This window comes from Alkalibacillus filiformis (assembly GCF_030814115.1).
In the GTDB taxonomy this organism is placed as follows: Bacteria; Bacillota; Bacilli; order Bacillales; family Alkalibacillaceae; genus Alkalibacillus; species Alkalibacillus filiformis.
The window spans coordinates 142,295-162,162 of sequence record NZ_JAUSUP010000002.1 but is presented as its reverse complement, the minus strand read 5'-3'; the positions used below and the strand labels follow the sequence as shown (position 1 = coordinate 162,162).

General features: G+C 36.2%; 20 protein-coding genes. 12 read left to right on the top strand and 8 right to left on the bottom strand.

The window, feature by feature from the left end; all coding sequences use genetic code 11:
- Positions 1-9: 9 nt before the first annotated feature.
- Complete coding sequence (locus tag J2R98_RS06400) at positions 10-828, top strand: MetQ/NlpA family ABC transporter substrate-binding protein (RefSeq protein WP_307067253.1); 819 nt, start codon at positions 10-12, stop codon at positions 826-828.
- Between the two features lie 80 nt (positions 829-908).
- Here J2R98_RS06400 and J2R98_RS06395 read toward each other — a convergent pair whose 3' ends face one another.
- Positions 909-1,511, bottom strand: a complete 603-nt coding sequence (locus J2R98_RS06395; protein ID WP_307067250.1) for a YdhK family protein — start codon at positions 1,509-1,511, stop codon at positions 909-911.
- 395 nt (positions 1,512-1,906) lie between these two features.
- On the opposite strand from J2R98_RS06395, the gene J2R98_RS06390 reads away from it, so the two are divergent.
- The 4 genes from J2R98_RS06390 to J2R98_RS06375 all read left to right on the top strand — a co-directional run bounded on the left by J2R98_RS06390 (position 1,907) and on the right by J2R98_RS06375 (position 4,674).
- On the top strand, positions 1,907-2,260 hold the full coding sequence (locus J2R98_RS06390; protein WP_307067248.1) for a hypothetical protein: 354 nt from the start codon (positions 1,907-1,909) through the stop codon (positions 2,258-2,260).
- 99 nt (positions 2,261-2,359) lie between these two features.
- On the top strand, positions 2,360-3,163 hold the full coding sequence (locus tag J2R98_RS06385) for a sensor histidine kinase (RefSeq protein ID WP_307067246.1): 804 nt from the start codon (positions 2,360-2,362) through the stop codon (positions 3,161-3,163).
- A 6-nt stretch (positions 3,164-3,169) separates the two neighbouring features.
- Positions 3,170-3,838: a response regulator transcription factor gene (locus J2R98_RS06380; protein ID WP_307067244.1), complete on the top strand. Its 669-nt coding sequence runs from the start codon at positions 3,170-3,172 to the stop codon at positions 3,836-3,838.
- 119 nt (positions 3,839-3,957) lie between these two features.
- Positions 3,958-4,674: a YybI family spore inner coat protein gene (locus J2R98_RS06375; protein ID WP_307067243.1), complete on the top strand. Its 717-nt coding sequence runs from the start codon at positions 3,958-3,960 to the stop codon at positions 4,672-4,674.
- 533 nt (positions 4,675-5,207) lie between these two features.
- Here J2R98_RS06375 and J2R98_RS06370 read toward each other — a convergent pair.
- The 3 genes from J2R98_RS06370 to J2R98_RS06360 form a co-directional block, all read right to left on the bottom strand.
- Positions 5,208-5,387 (bottom strand): H-type small acid-soluble spore protein, encoded by a 180-nt coding sequence (locus J2R98_RS06370; RefSeq protein WP_307067241.1) that lies wholly within the window; start codon positions 5,385-5,387, stop codon positions 5,208-5,210.
- Positions 5,388-5,453: 66 nt separating this feature from the next.
- The gene (locus J2R98_RS06365) at positions 5,454-5,666 is read right to left on the bottom strand and encodes a DUF3231 family protein (protein ID WP_307067399.1); all 213 of its coding nucleotides are present in this window, start codon (positions 5,664-5,666) and stop codon (positions 5,454-5,456) included.
- Positions 5,667-5,692: 26 nt separating this feature from the next.
- Positions 5,693-6,433 carry a DUF3231 family protein gene (locus J2R98_RS06360; protein WP_307067239.1) on the bottom strand — a complete coding sequence of 247 codons (741 nt, stop codon included), beginning with the start codon at positions 6,431-6,433 and terminating at the stop codon, positions 5,693-5,695.
- Positions 6,434-6,555: 122 nt separating this feature from the next.
- Between J2R98_RS06360 and J2R98_RS06355 the strand changes: the two genes are divergently transcribed.
- The 4 genes from J2R98_RS06355 (at position 6,556) to J2R98_RS06340 (ending at position 11,079) form a co-directional block, all read left to right on the top strand.
- Complete coding sequence (locus J2R98_RS06355; RefSeq protein WP_307067237.1) at positions 6,556-7,548, top strand: DUF3231 family protein; 993 nt, start codon at positions 6,556-6,558, stop codon at positions 7,546-7,548.
- A gap of 255 nt (positions 7,549-7,803) precedes the next feature.
- Positions 7,804-8,337: a diaminobutyrate acetyltransferase gene (gene ectA, locus J2R98_RS06350; RefSeq protein ID WP_307067235.1), complete on the top strand. Its 534-nt coding sequence runs from the start codon at positions 7,804-7,806 to the stop codon at positions 8,335-8,337.
- A 78-nt stretch (positions 8,338-8,415) separates the two neighbouring features.
- The gene (ectB, locus tag J2R98_RS06345) at positions 8,416-9,690 is read left to right on the top strand and encodes a diaminobutyrate--2-oxoglutarate transaminase (protein ID WP_307067233.1); all 1,275 of its coding nucleotides are present in this window, start codon (positions 8,416-8,418) and stop codon (positions 9,688-9,690) included.
- A gap of 189 nt (positions 9,691-9,879) precedes the next feature.
- On the top strand, positions 9,880-11,079 hold the full coding sequence (locus tag J2R98_RS06340) for a D-alanyl-D-alanine carboxypeptidase family protein (protein WP_307067231.1): 1,200 nt from the start codon (positions 9,880-9,882) through the stop codon (positions 11,077-11,079).
- Positions 11,080-11,092: 13 nt separating this feature from the next.
- Here the strand turns inward: J2R98_RS06340 and J2R98_RS06335 are convergent, their stop codons facing one another.
- A complete protein-coding gene (locus J2R98_RS06335) occupies positions 11,093-11,725 on the bottom strand; it encodes an NUDIX hydrolase (protein WP_307067229.1) in 633 nt (210 codons plus the stop codon).
- Between the two features lie 317 nt (positions 11,726-12,042).
- Here J2R98_RS06335 and J2R98_RS06330 point away from each other — a divergent pair, with 317 nt between their 5' ends.
- Complete coding sequence (locus tag J2R98_RS06330; RefSeq protein ID WP_307067227.1) at positions 12,043-13,674, top strand: BCCT family transporter; 1,632 nt, start codon at positions 12,043-12,045, stop codon at positions 13,672-13,674.
- A gap of 52 nt (positions 13,675-13,726) precedes the next feature.
- On the opposite strand, the gene J2R98_RS06325 is transcribed toward J2R98_RS06330, so the two are convergent.
- Together J2R98_RS06325 and J2R98_RS06320 are read right to left on the bottom strand one after the other, a co-directional pair.
- A complete protein-coding gene (locus J2R98_RS06325) occupies positions 13,727-14,719 on the bottom strand; it encodes a hypothetical protein (RefSeq protein ID WP_307067224.1) in 993 nt (330 codons plus the stop codon).
- A gap of 102 nt (positions 14,720-14,821) precedes the next feature.
- Positions 14,822-16,081, bottom strand: a complete 1,260-nt coding sequence (locus J2R98_RS06320; protein WP_307067222.1) for an L-lactate MFS transporter — start codon at positions 16,079-16,081, stop codon at positions 14,822-14,824.
- 272 nt (positions 16,082-16,353) lie between these two features.
- Here J2R98_RS06320 and J2R98_RS06315 point away from each other — a divergent pair, with 272 nt between their 5' ends.
- Both J2R98_RS06315 and J2R98_RS06310 read left to right on the top strand, forming a co-directional pair.
- A complete protein-coding gene (locus J2R98_RS06315; RefSeq protein WP_307067221.1) occupies positions 16,354-17,397 on the top strand; it encodes an SDR family oxidoreductase in 1,044 nt (347 codons plus the stop codon).
- Between the two features lie 71 nt (positions 17,398-17,468).
- A complete protein-coding gene (locus J2R98_RS06310; protein ID WP_307067218.1) occupies positions 17,469-18,203 on the top strand; it encodes a GntR family transcriptional regulator in 735 nt (244 codons plus the stop codon).
- A 60-nt stretch (positions 18,204-18,263) separates the two neighbouring features.
- Here the strand turns inward: J2R98_RS06310 and cshA are convergent, their stop codons facing one another.
- On the bottom strand, positions 18,264-19,757 hold the full coding sequence (gene cshA / locus J2R98_RS06305) for a degradosome RNA helicase CshA (protein WP_442319954.1): 1,494 nt from the start codon (positions 19,755-19,757) through the stop codon (positions 18,264-18,266).
- Between the last annotated feature and the right edge of the window lie 111 nt (positions 19,758-19,868).

Here is a 19,868-nt window from a genome sequence, read left to right as displayed (position 1 = left end):
GAACATAACATGAAAAAACTATTAATACCAATGACAATCTTGTTATTAATATTAGCTGCGTGTGGCGGAGCTGATGAAGCAGAAGAGCAAACAGAGGAACAAACAGAAGATCAAACATTAGAAGTGGCTTCTTTAATCCCACCAATGTTAGATATTCTTGAGATTGCTCAAGAGCAACTAGCTGAAGAAGGTATTGAACTTGAAATTGTAGAGTTAAGCGATAACGTACAACCAAACGATGCGTTAGCTGAAGAAGAAGTTGATGCAAACTTCTTTCAACACGTCCCTTATATGGAAGAGTATAATCGTAACAATGACACGAATTTAACTCCAGTTCAGCCAATTTATTATGCAAATTACGGTGTATACGCTAAAGATTTTGACGCAATGGAAGAGATTCCAGATGGTGCAACGCTCGCTGTTGCCAATGATATGACTAATTTAGACCGATCATTAAGGTTATTAGATGACCATGGTGTCATTACGTTAGGTGAAACAGATAACCAGCATTACCGTTTATCTGATATCGAAGAGAACCCTCATGAATTTAACTTTGAAGAAGTTGATTTATTAATGTTAGCAAGAGCATATGATGATGTTGATGCCGTGCTAATGACACCTGCTTATGCAGAGCCATTAGGTCTAACACCAACTGCTGACGCTTTACTAACGGAAGGTGAAGACAATGACTTTGCGATTACGTTAATTGCTCGTGAAGACAATGAAGATTCAGAAGCCATTCAAAAGTTAGCTGAAGCAATGACAAGTGACGAAGTTCGTGAATTTTTAGAAGAAAATTACGAGGAAACATCAATTCCAGCATTTTAAATAAAAAAAAGAGCTATTCATAACTTAAAATGGTTATGAGTAGCTCTTTTTATAGTTACATAATCTATATTAAGAGTATGTTATTCTACTGAACCTAATTCTCCTTCAGTCACCCATTTATGATTTGTAACTTTTTCACCAGTAGTTGTTAATTCGAAATCAATCATATAAACTGTTGTTTCCTCTACAGAATCGATTTCTGCTGTTGCCCCATCCATGCCTTCCATGTGACTGGCATCAATAATTGCTTCGTCTCCAGGTTCTAAAGGAGCTTCTCCGGCATCTTCTAACTCTTCATGAATAACCCATTTGTGATTCGTGACACGTTCACCACCATCTGTCGGTGTGTAAGATACTGAATATACCGTTGTGTTATATGCCCCAACAATCGTTGCTTCTGCTCCTTCCATACCTTCCATATGGCCATCTTCTATTAAAGCATGGCTATTCACTTCATATGTTGGGTTTTCCGCTTCTTCTAACCCTTCAGGAACTTCACCTGAACCAGACATCTCCATACCAGAATGGTCCATATCGTCATGAGAATCTGAGTCATGGTCGGTTTCTTCTTCGTTTTGGTCTGCTTCAGTGTCGTCAATGCTAGGATCCTCGGTTTCGGTATTACATGCAGTAAATAAGAGGATTACGAATAGTAAAATTAGAGATGTTTTTAGTGATTTCATTTGATATCCCTCCATAATGTTTATTGATTATACAATAACCCCTAAAAATGCAGAATATGTGCAGAATGATTTATTTAAAACCGTATTTTTATTATTGATTAAGAAAAATTAAAATATACGAAATGAGTGTGTTTAATTCTAATAGAAATGAGAATAAGCTCTGCACAAAAACTTTATATATGATTGATAAAATTAACTAATAAAAACTATTAGCCAACGACTAAGGTGCTATCATAGATGGGAAGCATTAAGTTTATGGATGTGATTTAAAGAAAATGTTGAATAAGTTATCTTTTAAAATTGGAATGTTATTTTTTATTTTTATATTATTGGTAGAGGTTCTGCTATTTGTGGTGCTTTATTATAATTCAGCAAATAACCAAGTGGATGAAGTTATGAGTAATTTATTATCAAGAGGTAATACGCATCGTGATGTATTGGAAGATTATTATAATACGTCAACGATCAATCATGTTGGAATAATGGAATCCGAATCTGATTTTGTAGTAGTGATTACAGATACGGAAGGAAACACTATTGTTCATTCAAATTCTATTGAAAGTGAGATGCAAAATGTTATCCAAAAAGCTATCAATAATCCTATAGATCATGATGGGAGGGTTGTTTCTAATGATTGGAGACATGATGATTATATTGCTTCACAGAGTGTGATATTTACTGAAAATGAAATCAAAGGACATGTGTTCATGTTTGCTGAAACAGAACAGATTAGAAATTTATTAGGGTAAATGGGGAACCAATTTAAACTTATCGGCTTCTTGACTCTATTAATAACAATAATGACTATTTTTATTTTATCGAAATTAATCACTATGCCGCTTATTCGAATGAAGAATGCTACAGAAAATATTTTTGATAACAAGAGTGAACTTTCTTTAGATACAAAAAGAAAAGATGAATTAGGTGTTCTTGCTCGAACTATTACAAGACTTTCAGAAGATTTGACTCAATTAAGGGATGAAAGAAGTGAATTCCTAAGCAATATATCTCATGAATTAAGGACGCCGCTCACTTACATAAAAGGGTATGCGGATATTTTAAGTCGTCGTGAGATTTCGAAGGAAGAAACTGAGAGGTATAGTACTATTATTAAAAATGAAGCAGATGAACTATCAAAATTAATAAAGAACTTGTTTGACCTAGCAAAGGTTGATCAACATGAATTTGTTATAAATAAGGAATGGGTTTCTTTATACGACATAACCCAATCAGTGTTTGAAAAAATGGTACCAGCGTTCAATAGTAAAAATATAACGTTAGATATCAATTGTTCAAAAGATTTAAAGGCTTTTGTTGATCAAGAGCGTATCCAACAAGTCTTGATCAACATTTTAGATAATGCACAGAAATATTCTGAAGAAAATACACGTATTTTTATCAACGTTTCAGAAAACCACTATCATACTAAAATAACGATTAAGGATGAAGGGGAAGGTATTCCGAAAGAGGAAATCCCAAAAGTGTTTAATCGACTTTATAGGGTAGAAAAGTCTCGTTCAAGATTAAGTGGAGGGTCTGGGATAGGTTTAGCCATCACTAAAGAAATTATTGAATCTCATGGAGGGGCGGTTTCATTAGACAGCACACGTGGTGAAGGGACTACAGTTATCATCACCCTACCGAAGGAGTGAGAATATATGTATAAAGTAATGATTATAGATGATGAAACTCGAATGCTAGACCTCATAGAAATATATTTACAACCTTACTCTTTTAAATGCTTCAAGTGTGTGGATGGAGAGAAAGCATTAGAACGTCTTAATCAAGAAGATATGGATTTAGTTATACTTGATATCATGCTGCCAGAGATGGATGGTTTCGAATTATGCAAAGAAATTAGAACATTTTCAAATGTACCTATTATTATGCTTACAGCTCGAGAGGGACAAGAGGATATTATAAAAGGGTTAAAGCTGGGTGCCGATGATTATATTACAAAGCCCTTTGATGAAAATGAATTAGTAGCTCGAATGGAAGCTTTGCTTAGAAGAATTCAATCAGAAAATATTATAGAGATAAATGGACTCATTTGGAATAAAGATAGATTTGAACTGTCCTTTAACAACGAAAGTATCTCGCTTACCCCTATAGAATTTGAATTGATTGGGTATTTAATAAAGCATCCTAATAAAGTATATGAAAGAGAACTGTTAATTGATCTAGTGTGGGGTTTTGCGGCTATTGTCGAAGGTAGAACGGTAGATTCACATATTAGAAATATACGGGAAAAGTTAAGAGTCCTATGCTTCCCAATTGACAACCACTTAAAGACTGTATGGGGAATAGGGTATAAGTGGGTTGATTAAGAATTTAATGATAATTTAATAAAACTAAATTAATGCTAATGTATTATTACAAATCATTTTGTAGCAACTTCCGCGTTTGCCCATAAATATATAGAAAAAGGTAAACGAAGGGGATTGTTATGTACTATTATGATGTAAGAAAAGCGATTGAAGTTGTTGATTCAGCTAGCGGTGACGTTAATGGTAACGGTGTAATGGATGAGGTGTATTTAATCGGTTATCAAACTCAAGAAAGCCCATTTGTGCAAAACATTACACTAGTTGTTCAATATGGTGTCACGCATGAGCTTTACAGTACACCTCTAGTCGATAATGTTGGTTATAATCCATCGCTTTTTTTAGGTGATTTCACGGGTGATGGTGTACACGAAATTCTTATTAGTGTTGCAATAGGTGGAAGTGGCGGTATTATGAATGAATTTATTTATTCTTTCGTTTATAATCGTTTTAACCTAATTTTTAATAGTAATGAGTATAATGATTACTATCAATATACTGTAAATTATGAAGATGATGCGAAAGTTCGTGTTGTGAGTGAAGTGAACCAACAGCAATATGTCATTGATCTTTCTGAACGTGACCCAGAGTACTTGAATGAAATTTATGACGCAGATGGGAATTTAATTGAACCGATTGAAGGGTGGGTCAATCCACTAAGTGGTTTATATCCAGTCGATTTTGATTTGGATGGTGTTTATGAATTGTTAGCTTACCAAAGAATTGCAGGTCGATACAATGCGGATGCTCTTGGATACGTATTAAACACGTTAGCTTGGGATGGTCAACGCTTTGCTTTAAGTCAGCAGTACGTGGCAATATATGGGTCAAGTGTATAAACTAAAGAGGTTGAGACAAAAGGGTTAGAGTGTGATGAAAACACGAACAATTGACATTTAAGCTTAGTTGAGCAGTAACTTAGCGGAATCAAAATGCGTAGACTCCTGGTCGGCTAAAAACGGTCACGTCCTGCGCCTGCGGTTACTCGGCGCAAATTAAAGCGCAGAAGTTAAAGAAATCTGCATTTGTGACCAACGCCGACATTAGACCGTCCAGGTCGTCATGGCAAAGGCCTGGGTGAGACCCCAGGGATGCACCTGCGTCTTCTAGATAATCTTCGAAGCAGGCTTCCTCGGTGCAAAGCACAAGGAAGTTACTCGATGTAGTAGCTTGGCTCACCAGCCGCCCCGGCAAAGAAAACACTGCGACAAACGACCATAGGGAGTTTGAGCAGATGTTGCACTTGTGCCCTGCGGGTGAAAGCGAAGCATTTTGATGGAGCGGTGATAAAAGATAAACCCGAACGAAGTCAAAAGGTGATTTCGTTCGGGTTTTGTGTTTTTACAATCAGTTCTGTCTCAACCTCTTTTAATCACTCTTCTTTTAATTCAGTAACATCGACTTCAAACTCTTTACCACTCTCTTTTAAGTAGTGAATAATCGCTTTCTGCTTCTCATCATTCACATCCTCAATGTAGACATACTTTCCATTGTAAACGACATTCTTCATGTTAGGGTCATCTTTAATTTCTTTTGCACGCATTAAGTTCATTTACGTTCCCTCCTCGAAATGTCTTGTACATGTCACATAACCATATGAGAACATGTTTAAACATTTCTAAGAGTTAAGTTTATGGTCATCTGGTTGTGGTGGTTGTTCAAACCAACCTTGTTCAATCGCTAGAAATAGCCCGGCACTATAAAACTTTCTCATGTTAAATGAGATTTTATTTAATTTTAATATGATATCAGACCTTAAAGTTGAATTCATAGCTTGTGACACCATTTGAAAACAAAACATACCTAAACAAGTATTAATGAAAAAAAGCATTAATCGTTCTGAAAATGGTGACATTTCTACAGGATTGAAGCGGCTAGTGGAATGTTTTCCTTTTCAAGAACTTCTGAAAGAGAGTCTAATACTTTTTCTAGTTCATTTCGTCCTCTAACAAAAAAATCTTTTAACTCTTTGGTTGATGCCATTTTGTAAAAAGTGACGAACACCATTTTTGAGAATTGCGCTCTATGCAATATCCTTGATAAATTTGCGATTTCAGGAGCATTAAGTGGTCGCGATTGATCAGTAATACCTAATAAATATTTTTTGCTTGATACATAGTCAATTTCACTTTCCATGTTTAATTGTGCAGGTTTTAAATAGACGCCTTTTTCAACCATTAGTTGTGTTATTTCATTTTGCACTTTGGTCATTGTTTCAATGCGTTCTTGAAAGAACTGTGTAATATCCTGTCTCGAACAATCAGAAAAAGCACTAGGATAAGTACTCATTGAAAGCATCGTAATATCATGACAAGCAAATAGAATGAACGTATCAGAAAAAATTTTATGTGCATCAGGCGTCACATCTTGGTCTGTAAAAGCGTGTGGGATTGTTAATTTCTCTTGATTAAATAATGTATGCAGATCATTTAATGCATGTTTGGCATGTGAAACAATTTCTCCTGCTATTCTTTTTATATCTTCATCGTCTGAAGAACTATGGAAGTATTCAAACAATCGTTGCTCCATACTACTTTTCATGTAAGCTGACCATAGATTTGATACTTCCGTTGCGGTCAGATCAGCTGAATGTGTCATAACGATTCACTCCTTTGTAGTTAGTTTTAACGAGTGGGTCTTTTTCATACAAAAAGTGCATGATTTAACTGGCATTGTTCATAATAAAAGGTGATTATAAGAAATGATGGAGGAGTCGTCTAATGCCACAATCTCCAGGTTTAGTATCATCAGAAATTGGAACGTTATGGATGACTTATCAGCAAAAAACAATGTCACTCAGAATGTTAGAGTATTTTATCAAAAAGGCTGATGATGAAGAAGCGAGAAAGATCATGGTCAATATATATGAACAGATTGAACCTTATGTAGAACAGATTGTCACGATCTTTCAGGAAGAGAATTTACCTATACCGACTGGGTTTACTAGTGTTGATGTAAATGAAGATGTACCCAAGCTTTATGACAATGGATTTGACATTATGTTATTACGGCTAATTAAAGAAATTAGTACGGGTATGCATACATTAAACTTAGCGATGTCTTACCGGGAAGATATTACGAAGTTTTATAGAGAACTCTCAATCATTACTCAAAAATGTTATGAAGATTGTACACAGTATTTATTAGATAAAGGTTTGATTGCAAAAGCTCCATACGTAGCCATTGAGCAAACTGTAGAATATGTTAGTGATACAAACTACTTAGGTGGGTTAAATCCCTTTAGTGAAAAGAGACCTTTAAGTACAGTTGAAATAGCTCACTTATACCATGGAATCGACTCTAATAAAATCGGCCTACAAATGATCAAAGGTTTTGCACAATGTGCTGAAGAAGAAGATGTAAAAAAGTATTTTGATAAAGGTATAAAACTAGCTAAAAAGATTGTTGATGATTTAAGTAAGTTTCTTGAAGATGGTTATATTCAAGTCCCAGGTACTGATGGTGGAAATGTGACAACGTCTTCTGTTGCCCCATTTTCAGATAAACTTATGTTATATTGTGTTAACTTATTCTGTGGTTTTTCAATTGGGGGTAGCTCATTAGGTACTTCATTTAGTTTAAGAAATGACATTCCAGCCCGTATGTCTTATTTAATGAAAGATATTTTTAGCTACGCTCATGAAGGTGCTAAAATTATGATTAAGTATGGCTGGATGGAAGAGTCCCCACAAACATTTAAAAAGAATCAGTAAAGGAGAAGGCGTTAATTCCTTCTCTTTTTTTATGCAAATTTTAAAATCATCAAAAAATTAAATGGTAAAAAAGACTAAATTCTTAATAAATTAGAGAAATACATACAATACTGTAGCATTTATTAAGTTCGTAACTCTTAATTAACCACATCAACAATAAGATAGATGTATGCTTGTTAATCACTTTCTAAGTCGTTTGATAAAAATTGTTCCACTCGTTAACATAATAAATGGAAACAATCGTTAATTTAAATTTTGAAGGGAGCAGTTAACATTAATAGTCAAACAGCTACTTTAAGTCCGTTAGATACGGTCACGTTTGAAAAACCGACTGTAGAAGATGGTTCAGAAATGTGGGAGTTAGTTAATAATTCAAGTTTAGATCAAAATTCGGCTTATAAGTATATTATGATGTGTGAACATTTTGCAGAGACATGTGTTGTCGCAAAAGAAGACAATAAGGTTGTAGGGTTTGTTACCGCATTTATACCTCCAGAGAGGCAAGATGTTGTATTCGTTTGGCAAATTGGAGTTGATGCGTCACAAAGAGGAAAAGGACTAGCATCTAGGATTTTAAACGAACTAATACAACGAGAAGCTTGCCGAGATGTGCGCTTTTTACAGGCGACAGTAACTCCATCAAATAAAGCATCCCAATCGTTATTTAAAGGGTTTGCACGTAACCATGACACGAAATGCGAAGTGTCAGAGTGCTTTCCTGAAGAATTATTCCCAAGTGATGAACATGAAGAAGAGTTAAGCTTTTTAATTGGACCAATCGAGAAATAATTAAAAAATTAAAAAGTAACACCCAATAATAGTGTTTACATTAAAATACCCTAAGGGGTAATTTGAGGAGGATCAATTTTGAATAAAACAGATATGAAGGTTTTTGAAAAACATGAATCAGAGGTTCGTAGTTATTGCAGAAGCTTTCCAACAGTGTTTAATGAAGCAAAAGGTTCTAAAATGTGGGATGAAGATGGAAATGAATATCTTGACTTCTTCTCGGGTGCTGGTGCATTAAATTATGGCCACAACGATCCGAAAATGAAAGAAGCATTGATTGATTATATAGCAAATGATGGGATTACACACTCATTAGATAAAGCAACGACAGCTAAAGGGCAATTTATTGAGCAATTTAATGAAGTGATTTTAAAGCCAAGAGGTTTTGATTATAAAATCATGTTCCCAGGACCAACTGGGACGAATACCGTTGAAAGTGCATTAAAGTTAGCGCGTAAAGTAACAGGACGTACTGATGTTATTAGCTTTACAAATGGTTTCCACGGTATGACAATTGGCTCTTTATCAGTAACAGGGAATGCTGCTAAGCGTAGAGGTGCAGGGGTTCCGTTAAACCACTCTGTTACAATGCCTTATGATCGTTTTATGGATTCAGCCGATACTTTAGATTATTTAGAGCGTTTCTTAGAAAATGGTGGTAGTGGTGTAGACTTACCTGCCGCTATGATTGTTGAGACTGTTCAAGGTGAAGGTGGAATCAACGTTGCTAGCAAAGAGTGGTTACAAAAATTAGAATCTATTTGTAAGCGTTGGGATATCCTGTTAATCATCGATGACGTCCAGGCAGGTGTTGGTCGTACAGGTTCATTCTTCAGCTTTGAAGAAGCGGGCATTACACCAGATATCGTATGTATGTCTAAGTCTTTAAGTGGTTACGGTGTGCCGTTTGCAATCACGTTGCTAAGGTCAGATCTAGACATTTGGGCACCAGGTGAACACAATGGTACTTTCCGAGGAAATAACCATGCATTTATTACAGCAACAGCTGCTTTAGACTACTGGAAAGATGATAAGTTAGAAAAGAGTGTTAAGCATAAAGCAGAGATCACGCATGAATACTTACAGAAAATCGTTGAAAACTACCCTGAACTAAAAGGTGAAGTTCGTGGTAGAGGACTGATGGTAGGAATAGCTTGTGGCGAAAAAGAACTAGCAGAAAAAGTTGCAGAGAAAGCTTTTGAGCTAGGTCTAATTATGGAAACAGCAGGTCCAGATGATGAAGTGTTTAAATTGTTCCCAGCCATTACAATCGAAGAAGCAGATTTGAAAAAAGGATTAGAGATTATTGAAGAAAGTGTTAAGAGTGTAGTAAAAGAACCAGTGTTAACATAATAAGCTAACGAGGAAGCTGACCTAATTTTAGGTCAGCTTCTTTTTTATTTAACTGGTATTTACTCAGTCATAAACATTACTTTAACTAATTGAAATATAAATGTAATCTTTTATTAGTATTTATACATATTTTAATTTGGTAAAATTAATAAAGCGAAATAATTACAATTACAAATGAGGAATGCTCATATGCTTATATATAAATTGAGATTTAGTTTAATAATTGTTTTAGCTTTAGTTTTAATAATCACAAATTCACCGTCTGCGAATGCGCACGTTCAAGACATTGACCTGTATAGCGAGTCAGCTATATTAATCGATCAGTCAAGTGGTGAAGTGTTATACGAGAAGAATAGCCAACAACAGATGTATCCGGCTAGTATTACTAAAATTATTACCGGCATCATAGCCATTGAACAAGGTGACCTTGATGAAATGGCAACGATTAGTGAGAATGCGACTGAAGTCATTGGGACAAGTGTATATCTGCTAGAGGATGAAGAGGTTGAGTTACGTAAATTAGTTAAGGGTATGTTAATTAATTCTGGTAACGATGCGTCTGCTGCGATTGCTGAGCATATTGCTGGTAGTGAAGAGGAATTTGCAGAGTTAATGAATGAGTTTGTAAATGATGTTGTCGGTGTAAGTGATACTAACTTCACAAATCCGCACGGTCTATTTGACGAAGATCAATATACTACCGCAAGCGATATGGCAAAGATCACGCAATATGCAATGGATAATGAGAAGTTTCGTGATATTGTCGCGATGACCGAATTTGAATGGGAGACTGAAGGCTGGGAGACCACGATTTATAACCACCATCAAATGGTTAGACAGTATGATGAGGTTACGGGTGTGAAAAATGGATTTGTTAGAAAGTCTGGTTATACTTTAGTAACGACTGCATCTCATGAAGATGATCAAATTGATTTAGTGGCTGTCACGTTAAATTCACCATCTGCCAACCACGCTTATAATGATACAAGAAAATTAATAAACTATGGCTTTGACAACTTTAAAACGAACAAGCTAGAAGAAGGTGAGATTCTTTTTGATGAAAATGGACAAGAGTACGAGTTAGAGGAGCCGTTATATTTCACAACCAAAGTTGATCAAAAATGGGAAAAAGAAGTAACGGATGAGGGTTTTTTAAGTGTTTTTAATGATGATCAGGACGTATTGTTAGAGAAACAACTGAAAACAGACGAAGAATTAGATCAAGAGCCTGATCCAAAAGATGCACAAATGGCTATGGGAACAGCAACCCAAAGTGATAACGGTCTAAATATTGTTTTTTGGATTGCTTTAACTTTGCTAGCAACATTAATAACGATAGTCGTGTTATTCATTAGAAAAAGAAGAAAGCGCGATTGGTTTTTTAGATAAGGTGGAGATAGGATTAATTCCTATCTCCTTTTATAATGGCGATAAAATCATTTAAAATTCTAGCGGTTAAACCCCAAATGACATAGTCTTTAAAGTAATAAAAGTGTTCTTCATACTGAACCTTTTGTAGCTCATAAGTTTTACCATTTGGTATATTGTTATAAGGGAAATCTTGATCTGGTTTAATATCAACGTTTATATAATGTATTTCTGGTCTGTTATTCAAAAAGAAGGATAAAGGTACTGTGAAAATGGAATCTACTTCAAATGGATTAGGTTGAAAATCCTTTTCAGAATCAAGTGTAATAAAACCTGTGTAAGCACTAACACTTAGGCGAAATGGAGTAACAAGAAGCCCAAGGTATTCTACGTCATTCACTTGTTCTTCTTGCACCCCTAACTCTTCATTTAACTCCCGCACAGCAGTTTCGGACGTGCTTAAGTCATCTTCGTCTACCTTTCCTCCTGGGAAACAGATTTCACCTGGTTGACGTCGCATGTTTTTAGAGCGCACTTCAAACACGATCTGTAATTCACCGTCTTTTTCTATCAAAGGAATGATAATAGCATACTTTCGATTATCAGGAATACCGAGTGTCTCAGATTGGTGGTTTTCAATTATTTTATTCAATGCCTTATAGTCCATCGTCTCACCTCATGAAAACTTCTTAACTAAACATTATACCAACAATGAATTAATTCTACTAATTTAACAGTGCGGGAGGTTAACTTGTAACATTATAGTTATTATGTTAGGGTAATAAACGCGTATGAATAGTACATATAGGTCCAGTGTGTCAATAATCACCATAATGTTTATATTAATAATTTTTTTAGTTATAAATAAAATGTTTCATTATATAGTTTTGGGGTATTTTATTGAATGTACACACATACAACTTATGACTCATTTCTTAAGGTGATTATACTAAAGCTGGATTTAATATTTTAGGAGGAGAATCTATGTCAAAGAAAACCAAGGGGTTAACCTCATTTAGTCAAGCAGCTAAAACCCCTGCTTTCATCATTTCATTGATTATCGCTTCAGCATTTGTTATTTTAGGGTCAGTTTTACCTAATTTTGACCATTATATTGAGGTAACGTTCAACTGGATGGTAACGAACCTAGGGTGGTCTTTTATTTTAGGTGGAAGTGCCTTTATATTAGTGACGATTTTCTTAATTTTAAGTCCTCTTGGTGAGATTAAACTAGGGGATGATGATGAAAAACCGATGTATTCCACACCAGCATGGTTTGCCATGTTGTTTAGTGCAGGTATGGGTATTGGTTTATTATTCTGGAGTGTTTCAGAGCCGATTAACCACTATGATTGGCCAGCGTATGGTGAAGGTGGAACTGCCCAAGCATTGCACTCAGCATTACAATATTCATTTTTCCACTGGGGACTGCACCCATGGGCGATTTATGCGGTCGTAGCATTATCATTAGCTTATTTCTCATATAGAAAAGGCTTACCGATGTTACTAAGCTCAACACTAGAACCGTTAATGGGTCGTGATCGTTTAAACGGTTTTTGGGGTAATACAGTTAACATTATCGGTGTTATTGCAACATTATTCGGTATTTCAACATCACTAGGTTTAGGTGTTATGCAAATCGGTGGTGGTTTCTCAACGCTATTTGGAATTCCGAATTCTGAAGGCTTATGGTTAATTATTATTGTTGTTGTAACATTGCTAGCTATTATTTCAACATCTACAGGAATTGACAGAGGTATTAAATTTTTAAGCCAAGCAAACTTAGGTGTAGCTGGTTTATTGCTATTGTTTGTCTTTATTTTAGGACCTACTTTATTCATTTTACAAGCTATGACACATTCAACAGGTGGTTATTTACAGAACCTGTTTTCAATGTCATTCGGGATTGATGCAGCAGGAGAAGGTGCTGATGGTTGGTATGATGCATGGACGATCTTCTACTGGGCTTGGTGGATTGCTTGGGCACCATTCGTAGGTTCGTTTATTGCGAGAGTATCTCGTGGTCGTACAATTCGTAGCTTTGCTGTCGGTGTGTTGTTAGTGCCGACTGCTGTAAGTATTTTCTGGTTCAGTGTTTTCGGGGGTACAGCATTATTCCAAGAACACTTTACAGATAATAGTATTATGGATGCTGTATTCGAAGACGAAGCACAAGGGTTCTTCGCATTGTTAGAAGGCTTCCCATTCTCATCTGTGTTAATTGCAGTTGCGATGATTTCTTTAACAATCTTCTTTATTACGTCATCTGACTCAGGTACGTATGTCATTGGTATGTTAACGTCTAAAGGTAATATGAACCCACCAATTGGTTTACGTATTACTTGGGGTATCATTGAAGGTGCATTTGCAGCCGTATTATTGATGGCTGGTGGACTAGGAGCGTTACAAACAGCATCACTAGTCGGTGGTTTCCCATTCATGATCCTCATGTTCTTAATGATGTACTGCTTGATTTGGGCACTGTTTAAGGAATTAGGTGATGGTTCATTACCACGTGAAAGAGAAAGAATTTATAATGCGCTTGAAGACTTAAGAGAAGAAAATAAAGTCGCAGATGATGTTATTACAGATGAAGCGGAACAAAACAATAACTAATGGCTGTTATTAAAGCCCTGGGGGGGGATTCCCCCAGGGCTTTGTTTTGTTACTATGTTGTTTGCTCTGCTTTTTGAACATCTTCATCTTTCTTATTAAATAGTTGCTTGAACTTAGATGATACATTAAGAAGTTTTTGTTGTAAGTCTATGCTAGGCTCCATATCTTCAATGTTTAATTGATAAGTTCTTACCATCGCAATCATAGCGATTGGATCAACAAAGGCACGCTTAACCATCGAAGTGATAATATATGCCCCGATAATTGCAAAATACCCTAGTATTCCAGCTGCACCAGCATTGTCGGTAATCGTAGAAGCCAGAGCCATCAGTGGGAACACAGTGATTAAAAAGACTGCAATATTAAGAATGTAGACAAATGCTACAATTCCAGCAGCTGTTATAATAATCTTTTTCCAGCTCTGTGCATAAAGGACTACTCCATCACAAGCATTTTTCCATACACTTTCCTCATTTTCAGATTCTGCATCTTTAGCTTCACTTTTTCTAAGCATGATATAGCTTAAGATTGCTTCATCAACATAGCGAAGACTGACGGCCATAACCTTGCTTAAAATCCCGATTATGTTTTTGGCACCTGGAATGAAGTTGAGGAAGTTCCCGATTCTCATTAACCAACGTTGAATTTGCTTAACTGCTCCATAAATAATTTTATCAACGACAAAGGCCACATTCGCTGAGCCAAAGTTGTTGACTACTTGATCTTTACCGTAACTAATTTGACTTTTTCCATCTGGTACTGAGCCTTTACGTAACAATTCAGTAACAACCGCTATATGACCTACCTTGACCATATAAAGGAAATACCGTTCGATAAATCGTAAAAGACCTAGTACACCGAAGAATGTAATAATCATTAGGAAAATGAAGAAACCAGAAGCGAACTCAAACCATCTAAACAGTAAGATTCCTAAACCGAGCATTAGTCCTAGAAAAATTAGTGAAATTGCTCCAAAGATGAGGTAAACTATTATTCTTGAAATGAAAAAGGGAATTGTCCGTTTAATTAGTTGTAATATACTCATTTTGTTAACCCCTCCCAACAACGTGATAATTTCCCTTGTTAAAGGTTATGGGCGGAAGAGGCGAAATAGAAGATAAATTAAAAAAGAGGGGTTGTCCCCCTCTTAAGCAATCATTTCTTCTTCTTTAACACTTTGTTTTTCTTGGCGCTTAATATCGAGTTGTAATAATAATGCGATTATTAAAGCAGCTGCCATCAGTGCCATGAACATGTAGAAGACAGGCATATAACTTCCTGTACGGCTATAGATCTGTGTTACGACACTTGGACCAATAATTCCACCTAAGGACCATGTCGTTAGAAGATACCCATGAATCGCACCTAAGTTTTTCGTTCCAAACATGTCACCGATAAAGGCAGGTAAGTTTGAAAATCCACCTCCGTAACAACTAACGACAATAAAGATTAAAGCTTGGAATAATAGTACGCTTGTGATGTTTGGAAATGAAATAAATGCAACGAGTTGCAATGCAAAGAATGTTATAAAAATGGCAGGTCGTCCAACATAGTCTGATAAAGCAGCCCAACCGAGGCGACCACCACCATTAAAGATCCCCATGATTCCTACCATTGTTGCAGCAGCTGCTGCTGAAAGCCCAACAACTTCCTGAGCCATTGGTGATGCAACTGAAATAATCATAATACCAGCTGTCGTGTTAATTAACATCATGGACCATAACATCCAAAAACGTCTAGATTTAACCGCTTGTTTCGCTGTCATTTGTGCTAAGTCTTTCTTAACGACTTTCTCACCGGAAGCTATATCACGTTTCATTTTAGCTGGCATCCAACCTTCAGGAGGTGGGGCAATGTAAGAGGCGCCTAAAATGATCACAATGAAATAACCAACCCCTAATATGTAAAATGTTGATGATACACCAACAGCATTCATTAAAATTTCTGCTACAGGGGCTGTGATTAATGCACCTGTACCAAATCCTAACACAGCCATTCCAGTCGCTAACCCTCTTCGGTCCGGGAACCATTTAACGAGAGTAGAAACAGGTGAAATGTACCCAATACCTAAGCCTAAACCACTTGCAAATCCGTACATAAGTAAGAATAAAATGTGTGAGTCTATGGCAACAGCTAGTCCAGAACCGGCCTGACCAATACCAAATAATACGGCAGCGAAGATCGCTGAACGTCTCGGGCCCTGTTTTTCAACAAACGGACCGAAAAATGCTGCAGCAAAACCAGCTAGACCCATCATAATAGTAAAGGCTAATGTGATTTGTCCAGTAGACCAACCAATAGTATCATGAATAGGATTCGTATAAACACTATAAGCATATGAAGCACCAATGGATAGGTGGATTGCAATGGCAGATAATGCGATTAACCAACGATTTTTGTTTGCCATGATTATTACCTCCAATATGTCGATTTTTGGGATAGTTTTTATTGTACTACGTATTTCTAGACAAATAAATAGAAAATTTACAAAATTTTAATAAATGCGACTTGTTAACGGTTACAAAAGTTTTATTCTAGATGGAGTGGATCATTACAAAATGTTTGGTTGAATTTGTAGATTTTTGTAGTCTTGCGTTATAAACTAGTGTTAGAAGTATTAATACTAAGTATATTTATTATGTTACGGTTCGATTATTAGAAAGGGTTTGAGGCTTTTTTATGAATATATTAATTACGGGAGCAACAGGGTTCCTAGGAACTAATTTAGTTCAGCGGTTAGTGAATGAAAATCATCACGTCTATTTATTAGTGCGAAATAAACAGAAGTTAGAAGGTGTGTACAACCAAATTCCACACCATCGACACGATCAAATTAACGTCGTTGAAGGGGACTTGTTAGATGAAGGATTAGGAATCTCACCTGATACAGCTATTCAGCTAAAAGGGAAAATAGATGCTGTTTATCACACAGCAGCTTATTTATCCTTTGACGAGTCAGAGCGTGATTTAGTTTTTAACATTAATTTAAAAGGAACAGAACGTGTTCTAGAAGTAGCTAAGCAATTACAGGTGAAGAGGTTTATTCACGTTAGTACAGCTTATACGCTAGGTGAATCAACGGAAGGGCATGAGAAACTACATTCGATAGACAATGAGTTCGTTAATGCATATGAAGAAAGTAAGTGTCACGCAGAGCATTTAGTCATGTCTTATAAAGATGATTTAGATGTCATTATTGTTCGCCCAGCTATTATCATAGGGGATTCATCTACAGGTGAAGCGGATACGACATTTGGGTTGTATGGAATTTTACGTACTGTGCAGTTGTTGAAAAAGCGCGCGGAACGTAAACAAGATAAACAAAGTTATCGTTTGCTTATTGAACGTGATACAGTCTCCAATTTAGTTCCTGTAAATTTCGTAATTGACATTTTAGCTTTAAGCTTAACGTCAGGGGAGCCGGGTACCATTTATCACGCAACAAATCCTAATCCACCAACAAACGGTGAGATATTTAAAGCGATTAAACATGGTATAGGTTTTCACCAAGTTGAAATTGTATCTTATGAAGATGAACACTTAATAACTGAAGAAGAGAAAAAGTTAAACCAACCTTTAGAAGTGTTCAAGCAGTATTTAAACCGTTCAATTACATTTGATCGTACAAACACGAAGAAGTTATTAAGTGAAGTGAACCAAGAAGATTTAAATATGGATGAACAAGTGCTTTTAAGAATAATACAAGGCTTTATGAAGTCGTAAAGACAGGTGAATAACCTGTCTTTTTTCAAGCTACATATTATACTGGAACAGAGTGTAGAGAGGGATTATGGATGAAGTTTGTTAAACAGAATGATGGTAAGCCATTATACCAGCAAATTGCCAAGTGGATGACTGAACATATCAACTTAGGAAAGTGGAAAGAAGGTTATAAACTACCAGCTGAAGAGGAATTAGCGCATCAGTTAAATGTAAGTCGCGGTACAGTAAGAAAAGCAATTGCTAAACTTCTGAAGCAAGGCTTACTTGAACAAGTTCAAGGAAAAGGGACATTTGTAAGAAAGCAGAAAATCTCATACCCTTTTGCTCAAGAACTTGTTTCATTTGCTGAGGCAATGGAGATAAAAGGGTATTACTTTGACACGGATGTTGTCTCGTATAAGGTGATGCAACCAAGTGAATGGGTGCAAAATAAGTTAGAGGTTGGGTTATATAATTTAGTTTATTACGTTAAACGGGTTAGGAAGGTTGATCATGAACCTGCTATTATTATTGAAAATTGGGTGTCGATGGACAGGTGTCCAGGAGTAGACCGAGCTAATATAAATGAAAAAGGTTTATTTAAAGTAATTGAAGAATGTGCTGAAGTTGAAATAACATATGGTGTAAGAAGCTTTGCAGCTAAAGCCTTGAATGAAGAAGAAGCGAGATTGTTAAATTTAAAAGTGGGTGACCCTGTATTATACTTAGACCAACAAACATTTGGCCCTAATGATTTGCCACTAGAATGTTCGAGAATTGTTCTAAGGTCAGATCAATACGAAGTGACATCAGTATTAAGTAGGTAATTATAAAGATATAAAAAAGCTCAGTTTAGATTTAATAATCTAAACCGAGCTTTTGCTATATTATTGATTTTTCTTACGGTTATTATTGTTGCGTCTGTTGCCGCCATCTTGCTTTTGGTTATTACGGTGTCTACGTCCATCGCGGTCGTTTCTACGTCCGCCACCGCCACCACGACGGTTTTGGTTACCGCGTCCGCCACGGTTGTTTTGTTGCCCACCTTTAACTCTTTTTCCTCGTAAAGGTTCAACAGCTGTTAGGTGTACAGGTGTTTGGCTTGGTTCTTTCGCAAGAAGTTTAATTGCTGAAGCGACAACATCAACAGCATCTTCTTCAGAAAGTAAACGTTTTGCAGCTTCACGATAATTGTCACCTTCATGAGCCCAAACCGTCTGTTTTAATTCTTCGATCGCACCTTCTTGTAAGCCTTCCATAACATCTTTATATGTTGGGAAAGATTGCTTTTCAATTTGGCGCTTCGTTAATTTTTCAATGGTTTTTAAATGGTCCATCTCACGTGGAGTGACAAACGTATAAGCACTTCCTTTTTCACCAGCACGACCAGTACGTCCAATACGGTGAACGTAACTTTCTGGGTCTTGCGGTAAATCAAAGTTATAAACGTGAGTAACACCTGAGATGTCTAAGCCACGAGCTGCAACGTCTGTTGCAACTAAAATGTCAGTTGCTTGGTCTTTAAAACGTTTAATAACTTTTTCACGCTTAACTTGTGGAATATCGCCGTGAATACCTTCAGCAGAATAACCACGTTTCATTAAACCTTCGACTACCTCGTCAACACGTTTTTTCGTTCTACCGAAAATGATCGCTAACTCAGGAGATTCAATATCTAATGAACGACAAAGAACATCGAACTTTTGATTTTCTTTAACGTCATAGTAAAATTGATCAATGTGGTCCACTGTTAACTGCTTCGATTTAACACGGACAATTTCAGGCTGATTCATAAACTTTTCTGCTAGAAGCTGAATACGCTTAGGCATAGTCGCTGAGAAAAGTAATGTTTGGTGCTGCTGTGGCATTTCAGCTAAGATTGCCTCAATATCTTCGATGAATCCCATGTTAAGCATTTCATCGGCTTCGTCTAAAACGACTGTTTCGATGTTTTGTAACTTAATAGTTCGTCTTCTGATGTGGTCTAATAAACGACCTGGAGTTGCTGCAATCAGTTGTGGACGACGTTTTAGAGCTTTGATTTGACGAGTAATATCCTGTCCACCATAGATTGGTACTGTTTGTACACCTTTATTGTGACCAATACGGTTTAATTCTTCAGCTACTTGAATTGCTAGTTCACGTGTAGGTGCAATAACAATACCTTGTACGTCTTTGTTTTTTGGGTCGATCTTTTGAATCATTGGTACACCAAATGCTGTAGTCTTTCCTGTACCTGTTTGTGCTTGCCCAATTAAGTCCTTTCCTTCCAATGCTGTTGGAATGGCTTGTGCTTGAATTGGTGTTGTTGTTTCAAATCCCATTTTAGCTAATGCATCTAATACATCTGCCTCAATGTTTAATTCCTGAAATGTTTTCAAACTTGTTCCTCCTAAAAATTCTCTTTACCTATATTATTTACATAAAAAAAGTAGCTAATGCTAAATGTCGGAAAAAAAGTGGAATCCTACATTTATAGTAGCTACGTAACT